This window comes from Micromonospora sp. WMMD964, assembly GCF_029581455.1.
GTDB lineage: Bacteria > Actinomycetota > Actinomycetes > Mycobacteriales > Micromonosporaceae > Micromonospora.
On the sequence record NZ_CP120860.1, the window covers coordinates 1,930,009 to 1,951,602 of the forward strand.

The 21,594-nt window shown below is 70.8% G+C and carries 22 protein-coding genes and 2 pseudogenes; 13 read left to right on the plus strand and 11 right to left on the minus strand.

The window, feature by feature from the left end; translation table 11 throughout:
* The first annotated feature begins 793 nt into the window (after positions 1-793).
* Positions 794-1,252 (plus strand): hypothetical protein, encoded by a 459-nt coding sequence (locus tag O7616_RS31140; RefSeq protein ID WP_348773859.1) that lies wholly within the window; start codon positions 794-796, stop codon positions 1,250-1,252.
* Between the two features lie 74 nt (positions 1,253-1,326).
* Here O7616_RS31140 and O7616_RS09095 read toward each other — a convergent pair whose 3' ends face one another.
* Both O7616_RS09095 and O7616_RS09100 read right to left on the minus strand, forming a co-directional pair.
* A complete protein-coding gene (locus O7616_RS09095; RefSeq protein ID WP_282306397.1) occupies positions 1,327-1,785 on the minus strand; it encodes a hypothetical protein in 459 nt (152 codons plus the stop codon).
* 89 nt (positions 1,786-1,874) lie between these two features.
* Entirely contained in the window at positions 1,875-2,069 is a 195-nt protein-coding gene (locus O7616_RS09100) for an acyl-CoA carboxylase subunit epsilon (RefSeq protein WP_282306398.1), read from the minus strand.
* Between the two features lie 90 nt (positions 2,070-2,159).
* On the opposite strand from O7616_RS09100, the gene O7616_RS09105 reads away from it, so the two are divergent.
* Entirely contained in the window at positions 2,160-4,154 is a 1,995-nt protein-coding gene (locus O7616_RS09105; RefSeq protein ID WP_282306399.1) for a serine/threonine-protein kinase, read from the plus strand.
* Between the two features lie 65 nt (positions 4,155-4,219).
* The gene (locus O7616_RS09110; RefSeq protein WP_282262595.1) at positions 4,220-4,447 is read left to right on the plus strand and encodes a hypothetical protein; all 228 of its coding nucleotides are present in this window, start codon (positions 4,220-4,222) and stop codon (positions 4,445-4,447) included.
* Between the two features lie 75 nt (positions 4,448-4,522).
* Here O7616_RS09110 and O7616_RS09115 read toward each other — a convergent pair whose 3' ends face one another.
* Positions 4,523-5,275: a GH25 family lysozyme gene (locus tag O7616_RS09115; RefSeq protein ID WP_348773878.1), complete on the minus strand. Its 753-nt coding sequence runs from the start codon at positions 5,273-5,275 to the stop codon at positions 4,523-4,525.
* Between the two features lie 125 nt (positions 5,276-5,400).
* Entirely contained in the window at positions 5,401-5,952 is a 552-nt protein-coding gene (locus tag O7616_RS09120; protein WP_282306400.1) for a Uma2 family endonuclease, read from the minus strand.
* A gap of 101 nt (positions 5,953-6,053) precedes the next feature.
* Here O7616_RS09120 and O7616_RS09125 point away from each other — a divergent pair, with 101 nt between their 5' ends.
* The 4 genes from O7616_RS09125 (at position 6,054) to O7616_RS09140 (ending at position 9,449) form a co-directional block, all read left to right on the plus strand.
* The gene (locus tag O7616_RS09125) at positions 6,054-6,797 is read left to right on the plus strand and encodes a M50 family metallopeptidase (protein ID WP_282306401.1); all 744 of its coding nucleotides are present in this window, start codon (positions 6,054-6,056) and stop codon (positions 6,795-6,797) included.
* Positions 6,798-7,028: 231 nt separating this feature from the next.
* Entirely contained in the window at positions 7,029-8,012 is a 984-nt protein-coding gene (locus O7616_RS09130) for a 2-dehydropantoate 2-reductase N-terminal domain-containing protein (protein ID WP_282306402.1), read from the plus strand.
* A 62-nt stretch (positions 8,013-8,074) separates the two neighbouring features.
* Positions 8,075-8,575: a SigE family RNA polymerase sigma factor gene (locus O7616_RS09135; RefSeq protein ID WP_282262586.1), complete on the plus strand. Its 501-nt coding sequence runs from the start codon at positions 8,075-8,077 to the stop codon at positions 8,573-8,575.
* On the plus strand, positions 8,568-9,449 hold the full coding sequence (locus O7616_RS09140; protein WP_282306403.1) for a hypothetical protein: 882 nt from the start codon (positions 8,568-8,570) through the stop codon (positions 9,447-9,449). The genes O7616_RS09135 and O7616_RS09140 overlap by 8 nt, the downstream gene beginning before the upstream one ends.
* A 17-nt stretch (positions 9,450-9,466) precedes the next feature.
* On the opposite strand, the gene O7616_RS09145 is transcribed toward O7616_RS09140, so the two are convergent.
* Positions 9,467-11,050, minus strand: coding sequence for an acyl-CoA carboxylase subunit beta (locus O7616_RS09145; protein ID WP_282306404.1), 1,584 nt, complete (start codon positions 11,048-11,050; stop codon positions 9,467-9,469).
* Between the two features lie 84 nt (positions 11,051-11,134).
* Between O7616_RS09145 and O7616_RS09150 the strand changes: the two genes are divergently transcribed.
* Together O7616_RS09150 and O7616_RS09155 are read left to right on the plus strand one after the other, a co-directional pair.
* Positions 11,135-12,010: a biotin--[acetyl-CoA-carboxylase] ligase gene (locus tag O7616_RS09150; RefSeq protein ID WP_282306405.1), complete on the plus strand. Its 876-nt coding sequence runs from the start codon at positions 11,135-11,137 to the stop codon at positions 12,008-12,010.
* A 152-nt stretch (positions 12,011-12,162) separates the two neighbouring features.
* Positions 12,163-12,735, plus strand: a complete 573-nt coding sequence (locus tag O7616_RS09155) for a PH domain-containing protein (RefSeq protein WP_282306406.1) — start codon at positions 12,163-12,165, stop codon at positions 12,733-12,735.
* Between the two features lie 46 nt (positions 12,736-12,781).
* Here O7616_RS09155 and O7616_RS09160 read toward each other — a convergent pair whose 3' ends face one another.
* The 4 genes and pseudogenes from O7616_RS09160 to O7616_RS31145 all read right to left on the minus strand — a co-directional run.
* A complete protein-coding gene (locus tag O7616_RS09160; protein WP_282306407.1) occupies positions 12,782-13,513 on the minus strand; it encodes a MaoC/PaaZ C-terminal domain-containing protein in 732 nt (243 codons plus the stop codon).
* On the minus strand, positions 13,510-14,214 hold the full coding sequence (locus tag O7616_RS09165; protein ID WP_282307573.1) for a GtrA family protein: 705 nt from the start codon (positions 14,212-14,214) through the stop codon (positions 13,510-13,512). Before O7616_RS09165 ends, O7616_RS09160 begins: the two co-directional genes overlap by 4 nt.
* A gap of 63 nt (positions 14,215-14,277) precedes the next feature.
* Positions 14,278-14,844, minus strand: a pseudogene (locus tag O7616_RS09170) (GtrA family protein); the annotation flags it as partial.
* Between the two features lie 182 nt (positions 14,845-15,026).
* A pseudogene (locus tag O7616_RS31145) lies at positions 15,027-15,116 on the minus strand (GtrA family protein); the annotation flags it as partial.
* 136 nt (positions 15,117-15,252) lie between these two features.
* On the opposite strand from O7616_RS31145, the gene O7616_RS09175 reads away from it, so the two are divergent.
* The 4 genes from O7616_RS09175 (at position 15,253) to O7616_RS09190 (ending at position 20,264) form a co-directional block, all read left to right on the plus strand.
* Entirely contained in the window at positions 15,253-17,097 is a 1,845-nt protein-coding gene (locus O7616_RS09175) for a phosphoenolpyruvate carboxykinase (GTP) (RefSeq protein ID WP_282306409.1), read from the plus strand.
* Positions 17,098-17,134: 37 nt separating this feature from the next.
* Complete coding sequence (locus tag O7616_RS09180; RefSeq protein WP_282306410.1) at positions 17,135-18,004, plus strand: hypothetical protein; 870 nt, start codon at positions 17,135-17,137, stop codon at positions 18,002-18,004.
* A gap of 315 nt (positions 18,005-18,319) precedes the next feature.
* Complete coding sequence (locus O7616_RS09185) at positions 18,320-19,462, plus strand: geranylgeranyl reductase family protein (protein ID WP_282306411.1); 1,143 nt, start codon at positions 18,320-18,322, stop codon at positions 19,460-19,462.
* 31 nt (positions 19,463-19,493) lie between these two features.
* Entirely contained in the window at positions 19,494-20,264 is a 771-nt protein-coding gene (locus tag O7616_RS09190) for an isoprenyl transferase (protein ID WP_088986344.1), read from the plus strand.
* Positions 20,265-20,300: 36 nt separating this feature from the next.
* Here the strand turns inward: O7616_RS09190 and otsB are convergent, their stop codons facing one another.
* Together otsB and O7616_RS09200 are read right to left on the minus strand one after the other, a co-directional pair.
* The gene (gene otsB / locus O7616_RS09195; protein ID WP_282262574.1) at positions 20,301-21,125 is read right to left on the minus strand and encodes a trehalose-phosphatase; all 825 of its coding nucleotides are present in this window, start codon (positions 21,123-21,125) and stop codon (positions 20,301-20,303) included.
* Between the two features lie 67 nt (positions 21,126-21,192).
* The gene (locus O7616_RS09200) at positions 21,193-21,546 is read right to left on the minus strand and encodes a hypothetical protein (protein WP_282262573.1); all 354 of its coding nucleotides are present in this window, start codon (positions 21,544-21,546) and stop codon (positions 21,193-21,195) included.
* Positions 21,547-21,594: the final 48 nt, after the last annotated feature.

The window sequence follows — 21,594 nt, forward strand, 5'->3', positions numbered from 1 at the left end:
CTGAGGGGCGAACTACCGGTGGGACGCCTTGATCAGTCTTCCAGGGGTCGTCCGGATCCCAGCGGCGAGATTCCTTGTCAGCCTCTGATGGTCGTAGTCCAAGCCGTCCCGCAGTTGTAGATAATCCTGGGGCGCCACCCACCGGGAAATTGTTCACACCTCCGGCGAGGCTGCGCCCCCCACCCGGCCGGCTTCCGGCTGAACCTGTGGGTGCCGTCCCAGCGCCGCCGCCGCCGATGACCCCGCCAATGGGATTGACTCTTTTCGGACTGCCGGCATTTCCCCCAGGCGGGCCTAGATTCGATCCTGGAAGACCTCCAATTAGCCCATTAGGGGAAGGAATTGAGCGAACTGCTGGCGTGGTGTGGGGTGTGCCTTCCCGGGTTCCGAAGTTGATCGGCTTCGCTTGGGGACCAGGCTGGTTGGGCCTTATCGTAGGCGTGGCTGTTGGGCTAGTGGGAGTGGGGGGAATCCCTGGCGTGAAGCTAGCTCCGCCGACGGCTGGTGAGCCTGACGCTCCAATTTGTTGAATGGTGGGCGGAGATGTGAGGCTGGGTGCTGAGGGAACTCCCGACGTGGCTCCGCCAAGAATTGGCCCCATCCCTGGCAACGAGGGGGTGGTGCTGGACCGTTCTCCATTTAGAGTCGCTGATTTGTAGGGTGAAGGGCTGGGCATCGGTACCGGCAGTATCGGCGGGATGACAGGGGACGGATAGTCGCTGTATACGTCGGGATCGTCCGGCTGTCGCGTACTTCTTGGTGCTGCGGGTGGTTTTTGGAGGGTTGCTTGGGCTTGTTGGAGTTCGCTGCTGAGGCCGAACATCATGCTCCGGGCCTGCGCGTTCAGCTGTTCCAATTCCCCGTCCGCAACCGGCGGCGTCGTCACCCGGTTGCCCATCACCGCTTTCGGGTCGGCGGCCATCGCGTCGTACGCCTGCTTCTGTTGGAGCTTGGTCGCGTACACCTCGTGGATTTTGCGGAGCGCGGCGCGGGTGGTGCCGATGGCCTGGGTGGCGGCGGACAGTGCGGTGTAGTTCGCGGCGGCGGCGTCGTGGGTGCGTTGGACCTTGTCGATGAGCTCGTCGAGTTCGGCGAGGTACGTGCTGGAGGCGGCGCTGGTTTCGGGTGGCCAGGCGGCGGCGAGGCCGCGCCGGTATTCGTGGAGACGGCCGAGGTGGGTCTGTGCGAGGTCGCAGACCTTGCGCCAGCCGGCGACCTGTTTCCAGTGGTTGGTGGTGTCGTGGTCCTGTAGGCAGGCCCACATGCTGTTGACGTCCATGAGCTGCCAGTCGGTGAGGCCGGAGGTGCGGCCGGTGCCTCGTTCGATCACGGCAGCACCACCGGCCCTTCGATGTCGGGGCTGGTCGGGTCGGTCAGCATCGGCGTCGGCCCGCCGGGGAGGACGGCGCTCGGGTCGGCGAGGGCACGTCGGACGTCGACCACCCGCGCGGCGGTGAAGGCGTCGCTGTCGGCGTAGTGGGTGGCGACTCGGTCGGCGGCGGCGGCGAGGTGGCCGGTGGCGCCTCGGACGGCGTACACCATGTCGGCGGTGGCCTGCTGCGTCTCGTGGTGGGCGTGCAGGAACGTGACCAGCTCGACGAAGGCGTCGCACGGGTTGGGGAGCTTCGCCGACATGTCCTCCGCGATGTACGACAGGTGCGGCGCGTAGTTGCTCTCGACCTCGGCGGCGAGCCGGTCGGCGAAGTCGCGGAGCTGGCTGATGTCGGCCTCGATGCCGCCGTAACCGCGCAACCAGGGCGCTGGCCGGTCCTCCTCAGGGATCACGGATCCTCCCTACGTGTGACGGCACCACTTCCCTGAGTGAGGGTAACGGCTCGACCGGCCCCTGGCAGCCCCCGTCCGGGTAGGTCGGGTCAGCGGGGCAGCCCGGCGGCGCGCCACCCGCCGGGACCGGCCGGTCGCCCGCTGCGCGCCCAGGCGGACGCGGTCTTCGGGGCGGGGGTCACGGCCGGGCGGGAGCGGACGACGACCGCCCCGACGAGAGCGGCCAACTCCTCGGCGGTGGGCACACCGCGGACGACCCGGATCAGCGGCTCTTCGGCAGACATGACGCCAGGGTACGCCGCGCGAAGTCGCGGGAAGCGGACAGTGGCGTGCCGACGGTGTGAGCGTCGGCGGGTCCGGGTACCGTCTCAGCGATGTCGAACGCGCTTCCCCAACTTGTCGCTGACCGATACCGGCTCCTGTCGCCGCTCGGCCAGGGTGGCATGGGCCGGGTGTGGAAGGCGCGTGACGAGGTGCTGCATCGGGACGTCGCCATCAAGGAGTTGGTGCCGCCGCCCGGCCTCACCGACGAGGAGCGCCGCGAGATGCGGGAGCGCTCGTTGCGGGAGGCCCGGGCCATCGCCCGGCTCAACCACGCCAACGTCGTCCGCATCTTCGACGTGCTGCGCACCGACGGCGATCCGTGGATCGTCATGGAGTACGTGCCGTCGAAGTCGTTGCAGGACACGCTCGCCGAGGACGGCCCGGTGTCGGTGGCCCGCGCGGTGGAGATCGGGCTCGGCGTGCTGGGTGCGCTCAGCTCCGCGCACAAGGCGGGCGTCATGCACCGCGACGTCAAGCCGGGCAACGTGTTGCTCGGCGAGGACGGCCGGGTGGTGTTGACCGATTTCGGTCTCGCCACGATCCCCGGCGACCCCAACGTGACCCGCACCGGCATGGTGCTCGGGTCACCCGCGTACATCTCCCCGGAGCGCGCCCGCGACGGCACCGCCGGGCCCGAGGCCGACCTGTGGTCGTTGGGTGCAACGCTCTACGCGGCGGTCGAGGGCAAGTCGCCGTACGCCCGGCCGTCGGCGATCGGCACCCTGGCCGCGTTGGCCACCGAGCCGATCCCGCCGCCGAAGAACGCCGGCCCGCTCAAGGCCGTGCTCAACGGGCTGCTGCGCAAGGACCCGAACGAACGGATCACCGCCGAGGTGGCGGAGCGCCTGCTGCGCCGCGCCGGAGGCAAGCGGTCGCGCGGGATCTCACTGCTCGATGGCGTACGCCGGCCGGGGCCGAACGGCCCACGCGAGCCGCGCCCGCCGCTGGTGCCGGCACCACGACCTGCCGAGAGTGCCGACCGGCCGGTGTCGCCACCGCCGGCCGCCGCGTCTGTCGCCGCCGTGACCTCGGCCGCGGACGCGGCACCGGCCGAGGCTCCCACGACGACGGCCGACGCCACACCGACTGCCGTGGTGTCGTCCGGTGTGGACGCCGGTCCGGCCGCGTCGGAGCCGACCGCCACGATCGACCGCCCGGCCCCGGCCGACGCCGACCCGACCGCGAAGGTCACGGCGACGAGCGACACGACCGGCGACGGTACGACGAACGACGACGACGAGCCGACCGTCGTCGACGGTCCGCCGGTGGCGCCGGTGCAGCGCAAGCCGTCGACGCCGACGGCGCTCATGCCTCCGGTGGGTCCTCCCGGCCGCGCGGCGGTGCCGCTGTCGGACGGCACGAAGCCGAACAACACCCGCCGCAACGTGCTGGTCGGGGCCCTGGTCGCGCTGCTGCTGATCGGCCTCGCGGTGATCGTGCCGATGCTCACCAAGGACGACGAGAAGACCCCACAGGCCAACCCGACAGCGGCCGCCGCGACCTCGGGGGCTGCGCCGACGTCCGCACCGGCGGCACCGCCGCCGACCAGCGGCGCGCCCAGCCCGACGCCCTCGGCCACGCCCTCGGCGGACCCGAACGCGCTACCGGCAGGATGGAAGCTGCACAAGGACCCCACCGGTTTCAGCCTGCCGATCCCCGACGGCTGGGTGCGTAGCCAGGTCAACGGCAACACAGTCGTCTTCAATCAGTCCAACGGTCCGGGAAAGCTGCTTGTGCAGTGGACCAACAGCCCGAAGAAGGACGCGGTAGCGGACTGGCAGGAGCAGGAGCCGAACCGCAAGCGGATCGTCAGCAACTACCAGAACCTCGGCATCAAGTCCTGCGACTTCTGGAAGACCTGCGGCGACTGGGAGTGGCTGGAGACCCGGGACGGGCAGCGGATCCACGTCCGTAACCGGGGCTTCGTGACGGCCAGCGATCGCGGGTACGCCCTGCGGTGGGAGATCGCCGAGAAGGACTGGCAGGCCAACCTGCCGAACTTCGACCGGATCGCCAAGGGTTTCGTGCCCGACCGTCAGGACTGAAACTCATTCGCATGACCCTCCGTCGTCCTGGGTACTTGACCTTCGACGACGGAGGGAGGCACGACATGGGTTACCGACGGAGGGACACCCGGCCTCGGCTGGCACTGTGGATGCTCGTCGCGCTCGGCGACGCGATCCTGCTGCTGGTCGCCGTGGGGGTTCCGGCGCTCATCGCACTGCTCAGCGTCGTGATCGTTGCCGGTTCCGGGGTGGCCGCCTGGCGGCTGTCGCGCCGGGGTGCGCTGGCCCGCGAGGAAGCTGTGGTGCCGGCCCTGAGTCGGCGTCGGGCCTGAACGACGGTGTGGCGGCAGCAGGACCGATTGTCGACCGTGAGTCGATCGTCGATCCCGCTGCCGCCAACGGCACGGTCAGGTGTTGTTCGCCAGGGCGATCAGACGACTCCGGTCGCCGTTCCAGTAGTTGCGGTCCACGTTGCCGCTGATCCCGGAGACAGCGCCGGTGCTGGTGTACTGCCAGAAGCTCCACACCGATGCCCCGGCCGGCAGGGCGCCCGGCGTGCTCGACCAGCGGGCCAGCCAGAGCGGGTGGTTCGCCCACGGGCCGGTCCAGCTGCCGGTGCACTGGTTCCACCAGCTCGTGGTGGTGTAGATGACCGCGTACCGGCCGGTGCGGGAGCGGTAGGTGTTCAGGAAGTCCTGCACCCAGTTGCGCATGCCGGTCGTGCTGAGCCCGTAGCAGTAGCCACCGCTGTACGGGTTGGCCTCGATGTCCAGCGCCGCCGGAAGGGTGCGGCTGTCCGCCGACCAGGCGCCGCCATTGGAGGCCAGGTAGTTTGCCTGGGTGGAGCCGGCGGAGATGTTGGGCCGGGCGAAGTGGTACGCCCCGCGGATCACCCCGGCGTTGTACGCGTTGACGTAGTTCGCGTTGAAGTTCGGGTCCTTGTAGCTGGTGCCCTCGGTCGCCTTGATGAAGGCGAACTGGACTCCGGCGTTGCGGACGCTGGTCCAGTTGATGGTGCCCTGGTAGCGGGACACGTCGATGCCGGGTGTGGTGGCCGCGGCCGCCGGTCCAGCGGTCGCGACGAGGGCCGCCGCCGCGGTGGCGAGGACGGTGAGGCCGGCCGCGAGCGCGCGGCGCAGCGATGACGGGGTACGGGCCATGAGTGCCTCCAAGAGGATCGCTCTATCGACAATCATCTTTGGAGGTTAGTGCCCAAGATCGCAAGTGCGGCTGAAGAAAGCTTCATTGATGGTTCATGAAGGTCCGCTGCCCGGGGTCGGAAGGATCAGTGCAGCGCGGCCGGGTCGAGCTGCCAACGAAACGGCTCGACGACTGTCAACGTCTCGCCGGCCTTGGCGATCTGGTCCTCGACGTAGTGCTCACCGTCCAGCCGGTACAACCGCAACGAGTGCCCGTCCCCGTCCTGCTCGACAAGCAGGTACCAGGGGATTCGCGCGATGGCGTAGAGCTGCATCTTGAGCAGGCGATCGGCGGCTGCGTTGCCCGGTGAGACGACCTCTCCGACCAAGCGCACCCGGTCGGCGTCGAGGAAGGTGCCCTCGTCGTCGTCGTCGGTCACGACGAGGTCCGGGATGACGACCCGGTCGACGCCGAGCCGGACGTTGATCGCGTCGTAGACCAAAAGGCCGCGGGGCTCCGCGGCAGCCTCGATGCTGTTCGCCAGCCGGCGCGACACCCGCTGGTGCCGTCGGCTCGGGGCAGGGCTCACCAGCAGGCTCCCGTCGAGCAGCTCGATCCGGTCAGGCGTCTCGCCCAGGGCGAAGTAGTCGGCTTCGGTCCACAGGCCGACGTGCGGCTCCAGAGGCGCAGTGCTCACCGGCGCTCACCTCCCGCTCCACTCGCCACCCGATCAGTCTCACAGGATACGAGCCGATGCCTCCGGAGCGACCCGGAACGCCGCCGGTAGGCTCGCGCCCCATGATGTCGATCGACGGGCTTGGCGACCTGTGGGACACGCTGTTCGGCGCGCAGCCGGACCCGCCCGCGCTGCTGGTGCTGATCACCGCGGCGGTCGCGCTGGTGGTGGTGTCCACGCGTCTGCCCTGGCGGATCGCCCGGAACGCCATCACCATCGCGCACGAGGGTGGGCACGCCCTGGTGGCCCTGCTCACCGGCCGCAAGCTGCGCGGCATCCGGCTGCACTCGGACACGTCCGGGTTGACGCTCTCCGCCGGTCGTCCCACCGGGCCGGGAATGATCCTCACCCTCCTCGCCGGGTACGTCGCCCCGCCGCTGGTCGGGCTGGCCGGCGCCTGGCTGCTCGGCGGCAACCGGATCACCCTCCTGCTCTGGGTGGCGGTGGCCCTGCTGCTGGCCATGCTCGTCATGATCCGCAATGCCTTCGGCGTGGTGTCGCTGCTGGTCACCGGTGCGCTGGTATTCGCCGTCTCCTGGTACGCATCGCCGCAGGTCCAGGCCGCGTTCGCGTACGCCGGGGTGTGGTTCCTGTTGCTCGGCGGGGTGCGGCCGGTGGTGGAGCTGCAACGGCTGCGCTCGCGGGGCCGGATGCCCGCCTCCGATGCCGACCAGCTCGCCGGGCTGACCCCGTTCCCGGCGATCTTCTGGGTGACGGTCTTCGCCCTGATCAACCTGGCCGCGCTGGTCGCCGGCGCACTCCTGCTGGCCGGCCCGATCCTGACGAACGCCGGCCTGACGGCCTGACCCGCCCCTCCCCGCGCCCCCTGCCCCGGGCGGCCCGCGCCCCGGGCGGCCCGCGCCCCGCGCGGCCCGCGCCCCGCGCGGTCGATCATGGAGTTGTGGCGGGTGATGAAAGCCGCGAATATCCCCGGATCGGGCACCACAAGTCCATGATCGACCGGGGAGGGCGGGGCCGGGGACACGTGGGGTCAGCGGGCGGGGCGGCCAGGGCGGCGGGGCGGGCAGAATGAGGGCATGCGATACATGATCATCGGGGCGGGCGCGGTCGGCGGAACGATCGGTGTGCGGCTGGCCGAGGCGGGCCGGGACGTGACCCTGGTGGCCCGGGGAGCGCACCTCGACGTGATCCGGGAACGGGGTCTGACGCTGCGGCAGCCCGACGGCGAGGTCACCGCCCGGCTCACCGCGGCGGACGGGCCCGGCGACGAGCCGCTGCCGGCGGACACGGTGCTGATCCTCACCGTCAAGTCACAGGACACCGCCGCCGCGCTCGCCGCCTGGGTGGACGCGCCGGTGGCGGGCGGCGGTACGGCGGGCGAGCGGCTGCCACTGGTCACCGCCCAGAACGGGGTGGCGAACGAGCAAGCCGCGTTGCGTCTCTTCGCCGACGTACACCCGGTCTGCGTCTGGTTGCCCGCCACCCACCTGGACCCGGGCGTGGTGGTGGCCAACGGCTACCCGCACCCGGGGATGCTCCACATCGGCCGCTATCCGAGCGGCGCCGACGACACCGACCGGGCGATCGCCGCCGACCTGGACGCCGCGGGCTTCGTCGCCCCGGTACGCGCGGACGTCATGCGCTGGAAGTACGGCAAGCTGCTGAGCAACCTCGGCAACGGCCTACAGGCGCTGCTCGGCGGGGACATCCCCGACGAGCTGGCCGGGCGGGTACGCGCCGAAGGCGTCGCAGCGCTCGCCGCCGCCGGGATCGCGCACACCACCCCGGAGGAGGAGAAGGCCGAACGCGGTGACCTGGTCGGGCAGCGCCCGGTCGACGGCGAGGCCCGATCCGGTGGCTCCACCTGGCAGAGCCTGGCCCGGGGCACCGGTTCGACCGAGGTGGACCACCTCAACGGGGAGATCGCGTTGCTCGGCCGGCTGCACGGCGTACCGACGCCGGCCAACGTCGCCGTCCAGCGGGCGGTGCGCCGGGCGGTCCGGGAGCGGATCCCGGCCGGCGCGTTCCCGCTCGCCGAGCTGGAGAAGATGATCGCCTGATCGGGGCAACCGGCGCCCCTGCCCGGTGCGTGTTCCCTGCGACCGACACGGGGAGGTGGAGGGTGCCGGACGTCGACGGGTTCGACGAGTTCTACCGGGGGAGTCGGCAACGGCTGCTCGGGTTCGTCTACGTGCTCACCGGCGACCGGGGTGAGGCGCAGGACGCCGTGCAGGAGGCGTACATCCGGGCGTGGCAGCGCTGGTCCACGGTCAGCGGCTACGACGACCCGGAGGCGTGGGTACGGGTGGTGGCCAGCCGGATCGCCGTCAGCAGGTGGCGCAGCCTGCGCAGCCGGGCCCGCGCGTACCTGCGGCACGGCGCCACCGAGAGCGTTCCCGGCCCGGGCACCGACACCGTCGAGGTGGTCGCCGCCCTGCGTCGGCTGCCAGAGGAGCAACGCGTCGCCATCGCCCTCTACTACCTGATGGGTATGCCGGTCGCCGAGGTGGCACGGGAGACCGATGCCCCGGTGGGCACGGTGAAGGCCCGACTCTCCCGGGGGCGTGCCGCGCTCGCCGGCCTGCTCGCCGTCTCTGACCTGGAGGAGGCCACCGATGCGTGACGACCTGACGTTCGTCGAACAGGTCCGGCGAGACCTGCAGGACGTGCGCTGGCCCGCTCCGGAGGAGATCCGGGCCCGGGCCCGCCGCCGCAGCCAGCGCAGGATAGTGGCGGCCACCGCCGTACTGGCCCTCGCCGGGGGCACCGCCGTTGCGCTCGTCGCAACCGGCGGATCTCCGGCGCCGTCGACACCGGCCGCCTCGGCCGCGCCCGACGCCACGCCGACCCAGCACGAGATCACCACCGACGCCCTGCTCCAGCCGGCCGACCTGACGCGCCCGATCGAGGTGCAGCTCAGCCAGGCGGGCATGGGGGAGCCGGTCCGGGTCGACGCGATGCTCGAACAGTGCCGGGCGAACCTGGGGCTGCCGGAGGGGTGGCGGTTCTCCCGCCTGTCCCGCTCACAGACCCTGCTTCGGGCGCGTCCCGCCGGAACCGAGCCCGGCAACGCCGACGTCCTCGTGATGCAGGACGTCTACCGGATGGCAACACAGGACGAGGCGACGTTGGCCCTCGTGACCCTCCAAGGTCTGGTGGACCCGTGCGACGAGTGGCGCAGCCGCGGGCCGTACGAGCGGAAGGGGCAGACCGGTACGGCGGAGGCGGTGCACCGGTGGCAGGTCCGGCCGCTGGACTCTGGGGGGCAGGGCGGCGTCCTGCTGACCCACACGGTTTCCCAGGCCCGGGATGTGAACACCGGCGCGACGCTCAACGACGAGACGCGCCCGACCAACACGGCGGTGGTGCAGGTCGGCGATCTCGTCTCGGTGCTCAGCCTCGGTCGCGACGGCACCGAGGCGGAACTCCAACAGTTCGCCGTCGCGGCCGTGGCGCGCCTGTGCGCGAACGCCAACGCCCCACCCCCGAACTGTTGAGGGCGACGCGACCAGCCTCAGAGTGGGATGTTGCCGTGCTTCTTCGGGGGCAGGGTCTCCCGCTTGGTACGCAGGACGCGCAGCGCTCGCACGATCTGGCTACGCGTCTCGTGCGGCGGGATGACCGCGTCGACGTACCCGCGTTCGGCGGCCACGTACGGGTTGGCCAGGGTGTCCTCGTACTCGGCGATCTTCTCGGCCCGGACCGCCGCCGGGTCGTCGGCACCGGCCAGCTCGGAGCGGTAGAGGATGTTCACCGCGCCCTGCGCGCCCATCACCGCGATCTGCGCTGTCGGCCAGGCGAAGTTCAGGTCCGCGCCGAGGTGCTTGGACCCCATCACGTCGTACGCCCCGCCGTACGCCTTGCGGGTGATCACGGTGACCTTGGGGACGGTCGCCTCGGCGTACGCGTAGATGAGCTTGGCGCCCCGACGGATGATGCCGTCCCACTCCTGGCCGGTGCCGGGCAGGAAGCCGGGTACGTCCACGAAGGTCAGCACGGGGATGTTGAACGCGTCGCAGGTGCGGACGAACCGGGCGGCCTTCTCCGAGGCGGCGATGTCCAGGGTGCCGGCGAAGTGCATCGGCTGGTTGGCGACCACGCCCACCGGCCGCCCTTCGACCCGGCCGTAGCCGACCACGATGTTCTGCGCGTAGAGCGGCTGGACTTCGAGGAACTCCCCGTCGTCCAGGACGTGCTCGATCACCGTGTGGATGTCGTACGGCTGGTTGGCGGAGTCCGGGATCAGGGTGTCCAGCTCACGGTCCTCGTCGCTGATCTCCAGCGCGGCGGTGGCGTCGAAGACGACCGGCTCGTCGAGGTTGTTCGACGGCAGGTACGACAGCAGCGCCTTCACGTAGTCGACGGCGTCCTCCTCGTCGCTGGCGAGGTAGTGCGCGTTGCCGCTGCGGGAGTTGTGCGTGCGGGCCCCGCCCAGCTCCTCCATGCCGACGTCCTCGCCGGTCACCGTCTTGATCACATCGGGGCCGGTGATGAACATGTGCGAGGTCTGGTCGACCATCACGGTGAAGTCGGTGACCGCGGGCGAGTAGACGGCGCCACCGGCGCAGGGGCCCATCACCAGTGAGATCTGCGGGATGACACCGGAGGCCCGTACGTTGCGGAAGAAGATCTCCCCGTAGAGGCCGAGCGAGACCACGCCCTCCTGGATGCGGGCGCCACCGGAGTCGTTGATGCCGACCACCGGGCAGCCGATCTTCATGGCCAGGTCCATCACCTTGACGATCTTCTCGCCGAAGACCTCACCGAGTGAGCCGCCGAAGACCGTGAAGTCCTGTGCGAAGACGCACACCTGCCGGCCGTCCACCGTGCCGTAGCCGGTGACCACCCCGTCGCCGTACGGGCGGTTCTTCTCCAACCCGAAGGCCGTGGACCGGTGCCGGGCCAGCTCGTCCAGCTCGACGAAGGAGCCCTCGTCGAGGAGCATCTCGATCCGCTCACGGGCGGTCCTCTTGCCGCGCGCGTGCTGCTTCTCGACCGCGCGGGCCGACCCGGCGTGCACCGCCTCGTCGACCCGGCGCTCCAGGTCCGCCAGCTTGCCCGCGGTGCTGTGGATGTTGGTCCCGGTCTCGGTAGTCACCCAGGGAATATAACGATGGTTCAGGTGGGTGCCGCTGTGCAGTACGCCTCAGTGCCGACACGGCCGCCGCCGTAGGCTGACGGGATGCCGGGCTCCCCGTACACCGATCTGGATCGCCCGCCGCTGTCGGCGGCCCGGCTGCGCCGCGCGTTGGTCGCGCCGAACGGGCCGTGGGCCCGGCTGGAGCTGCGCACCGAGACCGGCTCCACCAACGCCGACGTGGCCGAGGCCGCTCGGGTCGGTGAGCCCGAGGGCCTGGTCGTGGTCGCCGAGCAGCAGACCGCCGGGCGTGGCCGTCGCGGTCGGGTCTGGCAGTCGCCGGCTCGGGCCGGCATCACCACGAGCGTGCTGCTGCGGCCCGGCGAGGCCGTGCCGGACCGCGGGTGGCTGGCGGTGCCACCGACGGGGTACGGGTGGCTGCCGTTGCTGGCCGGTGTGGCGCTGGTGGAGGCGGTGGCCCGGCTGGCCGAGCTGGAGGCCGCCCTGAAGTGGCCCAACGACCTGCTGATCGACGGCGCGAAGTGCGCGGGCGTGTTGGCCGAGGTGGTGCCGGGGCGTTCGGCTGACGAACCGGCGGCCATCGTGCTCGGCATCGGGCTCAACGTGACGCTGCGCGCCGACGAGCTGCCGGTGAACCCGACCGGGCTGCCGGCCACGTCGCTTCAGCTCGCCGGCGCGGCGGCCACCGACCGGGATCCGCTGCTGCGGGCCCTGCTCCGCTCGGTGGCCGACTGGTACGACAGGTGGCGCTCGGCGGGCGGGGACGCGGTGGCCAGCGGCCTGCGGGACGCCTACCTGGCGGCCTGTTCGACTGTCGGCCGTGAGGTGCGCGTCATGCTCCCCGACGGCGAGGTGCTGACCGGCACCGCCACGGGGGTGGACCGGGACGGCCAACTCCAGGTGGCCACCGCCGCCACCACCCGCACTCTGGCCGCGGGTGACGTCCTGCACCTGCGCTGATCGCACGACCGGCGTCGAACGCACGACGGCCGCGACCGGCCGCCCACCTTGCAAGATCGTGAAGTGTGGGGTGGGGCCGCGTGGCGGATGTCGTGGTGGGCTCTGCGGGGTTTACCGTCTGCGCGTCGAGAAGATGGCGTTGGAGGTTTGCCGTGGCGTTTCCCGAAGACGTGCTCACCAAGGACGAGCACGTCGTGCTGCACCTGCATCCGCACTGGAAGGCGCTGATCCGGCCGATCGTGGTGCTGGTGCTGGCCATCGCCGCAGTGGTGGTCGGCGTGCTGCTGCTGCCCGAGAGCAGCGGCGGTTCGATCGCCCTGGCCGTGATCGGAGCGATCGCCCTGGTCGCGGTGCTCTGGCTCGGTCTGTGGCCGTTCCTGGTCTGGCGTACCACCCACTACCTGTTCACCAACGAGCGTGTGCTGTTGCAGCAGGGTGTCTTCTCCCGGGACCGGCGGGACCTCCCGCTCACCCGGATCAACGACCACTCGATGAACCAGCACTTCTTCGAGCGTCTGCTGGGCTGCGGCACGCTCACGATCGAGTCGGCCGGGGAGCGTGGCCAGTCGGTGCTCGCCGACGTGCCCGGGGTCAGCCGGGTGCAGACGACCCTCTACGAGTTGGTCGAGGCGCAGCACGACAAGCACTCGCTCGGCGACGGGGAGATGCGCGACATCCTCGCCGACATGCGCGAGGGTAAGCCGCTGCGCGACACCACGACCTGATCCGTCAGCGACGACCGTGACCCGCCCGGACCGACGTCGGGGCGGGTCAGTTCCGGGTTTCGACGCTGGGCGGGCCGCTCGCGGGCGGCACGGCCCCGGCCGGAGTGGCCTGGGCCGGGTCGGTCTGGGCCGGGTCGGTCTGGGCCGGGTCGGTCTGGGCCGGGTCGGTCTGGGCCGGGTCGGTCTGGGCCGGGTCGGTCTGGGCCGGGTTGGTGGACGGCGGCTGGTCGGCCGCCGGTGCGCCGGCATCGGGCAGGTCCTGGGCGGGAGTGTCGCCCCCGGTCGGTCGCGCGGCGAACCAGCCACGGAACCGGGTCCGGAGCACCTCCTGCTCGGGCCGGTCGTCCGGGCCGAGGCGGAGCATGGTGCCGGTGAGGCTGACGGTGCCGAGCCCCGGCCGGGCGGTGGACGGTCGGGCACCCATCACGTCGACCCGTACGGCGAGCCGGTCGCCGGCACGCACGGGAGCGAGCCAGCGCAGCTCCTCCAGGCCGGGCGAGGCGTCCGCCGCCGCCCGGGACAGCAGATGGTCGACGTAGGCGCGCATGAACAGGCTGACCGTGTAGAAACCACTCGCTATCAGTCCGCCGTGCCGGCTCTGCCCGGCCAGGTCGGGGTCGACGTGGTACCACTGCGGGTCGAAGCGACGGGCGAACGCGACCATCTCGTCGCCGTCCACGGTCACCACGCCGAGGTCGACGGTCAGCCCGGGGACGAGATCCTCGAAGAACAGCTCGGCGGGTTGCCCGGTGCCGGAGCGTGCGGCGGGTGCCGTCACCGGCGGGGTGAGCGGCGAGTGCCGACGTGCAGCTCAGCGGCGAGTTCCGCGTCCAGGTCGGCGGCGGGGCTGACGCTCAGCCGGGCGGGCCGCCCCTGGGTGGGGGCGCCCGGCGGTGGGTCGCCGCGGTGCGCGGCCTCCGCCTCCTCCAACTCGGAGACGGATTCGGCGAGTTCGGCGACCGGGTCCATCTCGGCCATGGTGTCCCACTCGTCGCGCGGGATGTCGTGCCAGGTGGAATCCGGCTTCGTCTCGTCCTCGACCGCCGCGACCGGCTGGAAGACGAACGTCCGGTAGGACCAGAACCGGAACAGCGTGGCGAGCAGGACGCCGACGGTCTTCGCCACGTTCAGGGCGAGCAGGCCGTGCACGCCGAGGCCGTACTTGGCGGCAGCCACCGCGCCGAGCTCAATGAGCAGGCCAGCACCATTGAAGAGGAAGAAAAGGAGGTATTCCCGACGAAGTGCCGATTTCGGGCGATCCCGGTACGTCCAGTGCCGATTCATGAGGTACGACGTGATCGTGGCGACAATGGTCGCGACCACTGTTGCCTTCAACTGGCCGTTGACGAAAACGGTCAGTGCAAGGGCATTGAACACCGCGTAATTGATGACGGTGTTGATGCCGCCGACGATGCCGAACTTGAGCGCCTCGTGGATGAACTTCTGCCAGCGCTCAGGCAGCAGACGGACAAGACGCATGTGAAACACCTTAGGGCAGTCGTGGCGGCCGGCGATCACCGGCCGAACAGGGTAGGCGGCAGGTCACGCCCCGTGGTCACGGTCGGGCATGACCGGCGGAAGGGTTGGGGTTCCCGCTTCGACGAAGACGAACCGCCGGTACGACCAGAATCGGAACAGCGTGCCGAGCCCGGTGCCGACGATGTAGCTGGCCACGTTGTCGGCCAGGCGCGTCTCGAACACGGCTGGCCAGATGCTGCCGAGCCCGTACCGACTGATCGCGAGGCAGGCCACCGCGATGCCGAGGCCGACCGCGTTGAACAGGAAGAACAGCGCGTACTCGCGGGCCGGGTTGTTGCGCTGGCGGTGGCGCCACGTCCAGAACCGGTTGCCCAGGAAGGCGACGGAGGCCGCGATCACCGTGGAGATCGTCTTCGCCGTCAACTCCTCCACGCCGCGACTGCTCGTCAGGTAGTTGAAGAGCGCGAAGTCGATGAGGAAGGCGATGCCGCCCACGGTGGCGAACTTGCTCATCTCGCGGACGAGGTGACCGAAACGGTCCAGCAGTTTGCCGACCAGACCCGTTCGGGTCTGCCGGGAACCCGGTTGCTCCCCGGTCATCGTGGCGGCCACGGGGCGAGCCTACCGGCTGTGGCCCGGTCAGCGGGGTAGCAACCGCGAGCGGGTGTGGCCGCACACGGGAGCCCAGCGCCGTGTGCGGAACGGTTGAACGCAGCGTAACCAATTAGGAGGACTGTCGCGGCCCGGAACGGGAATCCACGCACCGGTCGGCAGGGCATGGCCACCCCCGACCGCACCAAGAGTCCGCCGGAGTGCACAACAAGATTTGCGTGAAACTGCGCGGGAAAGCGGGTATTAGTTCGCGATGCCGCAGCGTAGCCGTAGCTTGTGCAGTTCTTCACAACCAGTCCCACTGACTCGGAAGGCTGTCCGGTTTACGCTGAGGCCAATCCCAGGTTTCCACGAAGGCGACGCATCGCGCCGCTGAGTCTCGTGCATCCCATAGATCGGTCAGCGTCGACCACAAGGAGATGTGTCATGGTTGCTCCGGCTGTTGTGCGGGGTATCGATCAGGCCCCGACGTCCCACCCGAAACTGCTCGCCTGGGTCCGTGAGGTCGCAGAACTGACCACCCCCGACCGTGTCGTCTGGGTGGACGGGTCCGACGAGGAGTGGCGCCGCCTCACCGACGAGCTGGTGGAGGCCGGGACGCTGGTCCGGCTGAACCCGGAGAAGAAGCCCAACTCGTTCTACGCCCGTACCGACCCGTCGGATGTCGCCCGGGTCGAGGAGCGCACCTACATCTGCTCCGTCGACGAGGCGGACGCCGGCCCCACCAACAACTGGATGGCGCCGGCTGAGATGAAGCGGACGATGACGGATCTGTACCGGAGCTCGATGCGCGGTCGCACGATGTACGTCATTCCGTTCGTGATGGGCCCGGTCGAGGCCGAGTCTCCGATGTTCGGTGTCGAGATCACCGACAGCCCGTACGTGGTCGCCTCCATGCGGATCATGACGCGGATGGGCGCGCGGGTCCTCGAGGCGATGGGTGACGACGCGGACTTCGTGCACGCCCTGCACTCGATCGGCGCGCCGCTCGCCCCCGGACAGCAGGACGTGGCCTGGCCGTGCAACGAGACCAAGTACATCTCGCACTTCCCGGAGACCCGGGAGATCTGGTCGTACGGCTCGGGGTACGGCGGAAACTCGCTGCTCGGCAAGAAGTGCTACTCCCTGCGGATCGCCAGCGTGATGGGCCGGGACGAGGGCTGGCTCGCCGAGCACATGCTGATCCTCAAGATCACCTCGCCGGAGGGCCGGGTCTACCACATCGCCGGCGCGTTCCCGTCCGCCTGCGGTAAGACCAACCTGGCCATGGTGGAGCCGACCATCCCGGGTTGGAAGGTCGAGACCATCGGCGACGACATCGCCTGGATGCGGTTCGGCCCGGACGGCCGCCTGTACGCGGTGAACCCGGAGTACGGCCTCTTCGGTGTCGCACCCGGCACCGACTGGAAGACCAACGCCAACGCCATGCGCACCCTGGACCGGGGCAACTCCATCTTCACCAACGTGGGTCTCACCGACGACGGTGACATCTGGTGGGAGGGCATGGGGGAGCCGCCGGCACACCTGATCGACTGGAAGGGCAACGACTGGACGCCGGAGAGCGACAGCCTCTCCTCCCACGCGAACAGCCGTTTCTGCACCCCGATCACCCAGTGCCCGATCCTCGCCGACGAGTACTTCGACCCGAACGGCGTGCCGATCGACGCGATCCTCTTCGGTGGGCGCCGCAAGGACACCGTCCCGCTGGTGACCGAGGCCCGCGACTGGGTGCACGGCGTCTACATGGGTGCCACGCTCTCCTCGGAGACCACCGCGGCCGCGTCCGGCGCCGTCGGCGTGGTCCGCCGCGACCCGATGGCGATGCTGCCGTTCATCGGCTACCACGCGGGCGACTACTTCCGGCACTGGATCGAGATGGGCAAGGGCGCCGACGGCGACGAGGCGAAGCTGCCGAAGATCTACTACGTCAACTGGTTCCGTAAGGACCCGGACGGCTCGTTCCTCTGGCCGGGATTCGGGGAGAACTCCCGGGTGCTCAAGTGGATCGTCGAGCGGATCGAGGGCACCGCCGACGCGGTCGAGACGCCGGTCGGTATGGTCCCCGCGCCGAACGCGCTGGACGTCGAGGGTCTGGACATGACCCCGGAGGACGTCCGGATCGCCCTCAAGGTCGACCCGGACGAGTGGCGCAACGAGCTGCCGATGATCACCGAGTGGTTCGAGAAGTTCGGTGACAAGCTGCCCGGCGTGCTCTGGGCCGAGCTGGACGCGCTGCGCGCCCGTCTGGACGCCGTGCAGCCGCAGCGCTAGGTGTGAAGACCTGCCCCTTCGGGCATCATCGGATCCCATGAGGACGGCCGCCGAGACCGAGGTCCGGCGGCCGTCCGCCGTCCGGGCGCTCACCATCCTGCTGGCGACGACGGCGGCGGCCACCGTCGCGGTCGAGCTGCTCAACTGGTGGTACGCCCCGGAGCAGGGCTTCGGTCTGGCCGTACGCACCGGCTGGGCGATGCTGCGCTCGTTCGGCTTCCTGCTGCTGATCGGGCACGTGCGGCGGGGCCGCACGGTGGCCCGACCGTTCGGGTTGATCCTCGCGGTGACCACGGTCTTCGCGGTCGGCCGCCTGATCGTGCCCCGGCAGGGGGTGCCGCCGTTGCCCGGCCTGCTCGGCTTCGCCGTGCTCAGCGCGCTCTGCGCCACGGTGGTCTGGCTGCTCTACCGCTCGTCGGCGCTGGCCGGCCACCTGGTCCGGCACCGCCCCCGGCTCGTCATCGACCGGGCCGGCATCTCCTGGCGGGATACCCCTCCGCGCCGACCGCAGGCCAACGCCTGGCTGTTGACCAGCCGGGTGGCGGCCTTCACCTACAGCCCGCTGATGCTGGTGCCAGCCCTGGTGGCCGGGGGATCCATCCTGGACGGGCGGCTGAGCGCGGTACCGGCAGTGCTGTTCTGGTTCGGAGCGGGCATCGCCGCCAGTTACGCCGTGCTGTTCTGCACCGCCTTCCTGATGCGGGACAAGGACTGGGCGCGTGGCCTGCTGGTCGCCGTCACCGTGGCCGTCCTCGCGGTGGACCTGCCGCTGTGCTGGTGGTTGCTGGGCGTGGACGGCCTGGTCCGCGACGGCGGCCCGCTGCTCGCCGCCGCGGCGCTGGCCCTCTACGGCCTGCGCCGGGCGGGCCGTGCCTCCGACGCAGCCCGACCCGAACGTCAACCCTGATCACGGCGGGCCCCACACCGACGCCGCTGGACGCCGACCCGTCGGCTGACCACGGCCCAGCCCTTGCCCATTCCCTCCTTTGCTCTGCACTCCTATATGCACCGGTTGCGGACGGTAACCGTCGCCTCCGTGGGTGCAGAGCAAAGGGGGCGGGTGAGACCTGCCGGGCCGGTGCGGGAGCGGTCGTCAGGGGCGGACAGGGGGCAGGATGACGGGTGGCGTCGGTCACAGCGGCCGACGCCCGGCCGACCGCAAGGCCGACCGCGTCGACGGCGGCGGAAGCGGACGCGCCGGGTCGGACCGGAGGGAGGCGCGGTGAGCGACGAGTTCGACGTGGTGGTGGTGGGAGCCGGTCCGGCGGGGGCGGCCGCCGCGCTCACCGCTCGCCGGGCGGGTGCCAGCGTGCTGCTATTGGACCGGGCCGACTTCCCCCGCGACAAGGCGTGTGGCGATGGGATCGCCGCGCACTCGGTGGACGTGCTCGCCGAGTTGGGGGTGACCGAGGCGGTGGCGGGATACGCGCCGCTGCCCGCGTTACGCATGATCGCGCCGGGGGGCGGTGCGGTGGCCCGGGCGCTGCCCCGACCCGCGTACACCGTGCCGCGGGAGGTCTTCGACGCGCGTCTCGTGGCGGCTGCCGTGGCGGCCGGCGCCCAGCTACGTCGGCACACCGTGCGCCGGGTCGAGCCGCGCGCCGACCGGGTGGTGCTCGACGGGGAACTGTCCGGACGGGTGGTGGTGGGCGCGGACGGCGCCGGGTCGGTGGTGCGGCGTGCGCTCGGTCACCCGCAGAATCCCGACCGGCACCTGGCGCTCGCCATCCGGGGGTACGCCCCGGCTCTGCCCGGCCCGTCCGAGCAGCTCATCGTCACCTCGCAGGCGCGCTGGCCGGCGTACGCCTGGTCGTTCCCGATCGGCGACGGGCGGGCCAACGTCGGGTACGGGGAGGTGCTGCGCGGTGAGCCGTTGAGCCGCGCCTACCTGCTGGACCGGCTGGCCGCACTGCTGCCCGGCACCGACCTGGCGACGGTGACCGCGTTGCGGGCCCACCATCTGCCCCTGTCCACCCACCGACCGGCACCGGGTCGGGGTCGCACCCTGTTGGCCGGGGACGCGCTGTCTTTGATCAATCCGTTCACCGGTGAGGGCATCTTCTACGCGCTGCTGTCCGGTGCGCTGGCCGGCGCGGCAGCGGCCCGGTCACCCGAGGAGGCCGCCACCCGTTACGCCCACGGACTGCGTCGCCGCCTCGGCACCCACCTGCGGCACAGCTCGTTCGCCGCCTGGTTGGCGCGGCGGCGGCGGGTGGTGGACGCGGCTGTCCGGGCTGCCCGCCGGGACGACCGGGTGTTCTACGACGTGGTCGAGCTGGGCCTGGGTGACGGGCGCCTCAACGGACGCACACTTGCGATGATCGGCATCGGTCTGGCCGGCCGTGGTGGGGCTCCGAGGCAGTGATCTGGGAGAAGGGTCGCTACGCTGCAAGGTGATGACGCTGCGGAACCTTATCTACTCCGTGTACGAGCGCCGGCTCACGGCGAAGCTCGCCGGTAAGCCGGTGCCCCGCCACGTCGGGGTGATGTGCGACGGCAACCGCCGATGGGCGAGGGAGATGGGCTTCGTCGACCCCAACGACGGGCACCGGGTCGGCGCGGCGAAGATCAAGCACGTTCTCGGCTGGTGCGACCAGGCCGGCGTCGGGCACGTCACCCTCTATCTGCTGGCCACCGACAACCTGCGCCGTCCGGCCAGTGAGCTGGACCCACTCCTCAAGATCATTGAGGACCTGGTGGTGGAGCTGGCCGAGGAGGGAAACCCGTGGCGGCTGCGTATCGTCGGGGCGCTCGACCTGCTGCCGGCGCAGACCGCGGCGGCCCTCAAGGGCGCCGAGGAGCGCACCCGCGAGCGCAGCGGCGGCGCGGAGGTCAACATCGCCGTGGGGTACGGCGGTCGCCGGGAGATCACCGACGCGGTCCGCTCGCTGCTGCTGGAGCATGCCGCCTCCGGCGGCACGCTCGAGGAGTTGGCCGAGGTGCTGGACGTCGAGCACATCTCCGAGCACCTCTACACCCGGGGCCAGCCCGACCCTGACCTGGTCATCCGCACCAGTGGCGAGCAGCGGCTGTCCGGCTTCATGCTCTGGCAGTCCGCGCACTCGGAGTTCTACTTCTGCGAACTCAACTGGCCGGATTTCCGGCACATCGACTTCCTGCGGGCACTCCGCTCGTACGCCACCAGGCAACGCCGCTACGGCGCCTGAACGGGCCGGCGACGCGACCGTCGCCGACCCGGTCGGTCAGGACAGGTGGGTCAGTGCCTGGGTGAGGAAGTCGCCCAGGGCGGCCGGCGACTCGATGGTCAGGTCGGCGGCGTTGGCCACCTCGTGGCCGGTCTCCGGGTTGGCCACCGCCACACACACGCCGAGGAAGTCCGGGTCGGCGGCGGCGCGGGCACGCAGCGCGGCGAAAGCCTTGATGTCGGAGACGTCGTCACCGAAGTACCAGGCGCCGGTGGCGTCCTTGATCGCCTCGCCGATGACCATGCCCTTGTCCCGGTCGACGGGCGGCTTGAGCTCCAGCACCATCCGCCCGGCCTGCACCCGCAAGCCCAACCGTTCGGCCTGGGTCTCACCCCACTGCTGCACGGTCGAGCCGAGCTGCGGGGCGGTGCGCCAGTGCAGCGCGACGGACAGCCGCTTGTACTCCACCAGGGTGCCGGGTGGCAGCTCCGCCCGGGCCTGGTCGGCCAGCTCCGCCATGGTCGGCACCCAGGGCAGCGCGGCCGGCTCGGTGACGGTCTCCCCGCCGGAATGGCTGTGCTCCAACCCGTAGAGGCCGTAGAGGTCCACGCCGTCGAGCCCGCCGAGCTGATCCCGGAGGAACTCGACGGGTCGGGCGGAGACGATCGCCACCCGCCGCACGACCGGGGCCAACGCCTCGATCGCGGTCAGCGCCTTGGGCGCCGGGCGTACCGCGGTCGGATCGTCGTCGACGGGCGCGAGCGTGCCGTCGAAGTCGAAGAAGAGCACGGTCCCGGCCGCCCGGCTGGCGGTCGTCCGCCAGGCCTGGTCGGCGTTCAACGGGGTCCTCGGCTGCTGATTGCCCAGATTCAACGGCGGCACGCGCGTCAGCGTACCCCGGCGATCGGGGCTCATTCCTGGCCGAGCGGACCCGTTCGGCGGTGGGCGATCAGCGTTCGGCGGCTCCCCGTCCGCGCCGCCCGAACGGCACCACCGCTGCCTCCTGGCCGTGGCTCAGCAGGTAGCCCTCCACGAACCCGGTGTTGCGATCACCGGTGTGGTTCTCGATCTCGTTGAGCCGTGCCACCAGGAACTCGGTGAGGGCGGTGATCCGGTCGTTCAGACGCTCGTGCAGCTCGGCGACGACGGCCAGGACGACCGCGGTGCCGGCGGCGATGAGCGCGAAGAGATTGACGAGCAGCGGAAGTTGCCCGCCCTCGACTGCGAGAGTCACCGCGTTGCCGGTCGCCCACAGTGTCATCGACACCGTCGCGACCACGACTGCCAACCATTTCAGGGTCATGGACAGACCCCTCCTTCTGTCCCGCAGGGCTGGGTTCGGCCTTGTCCC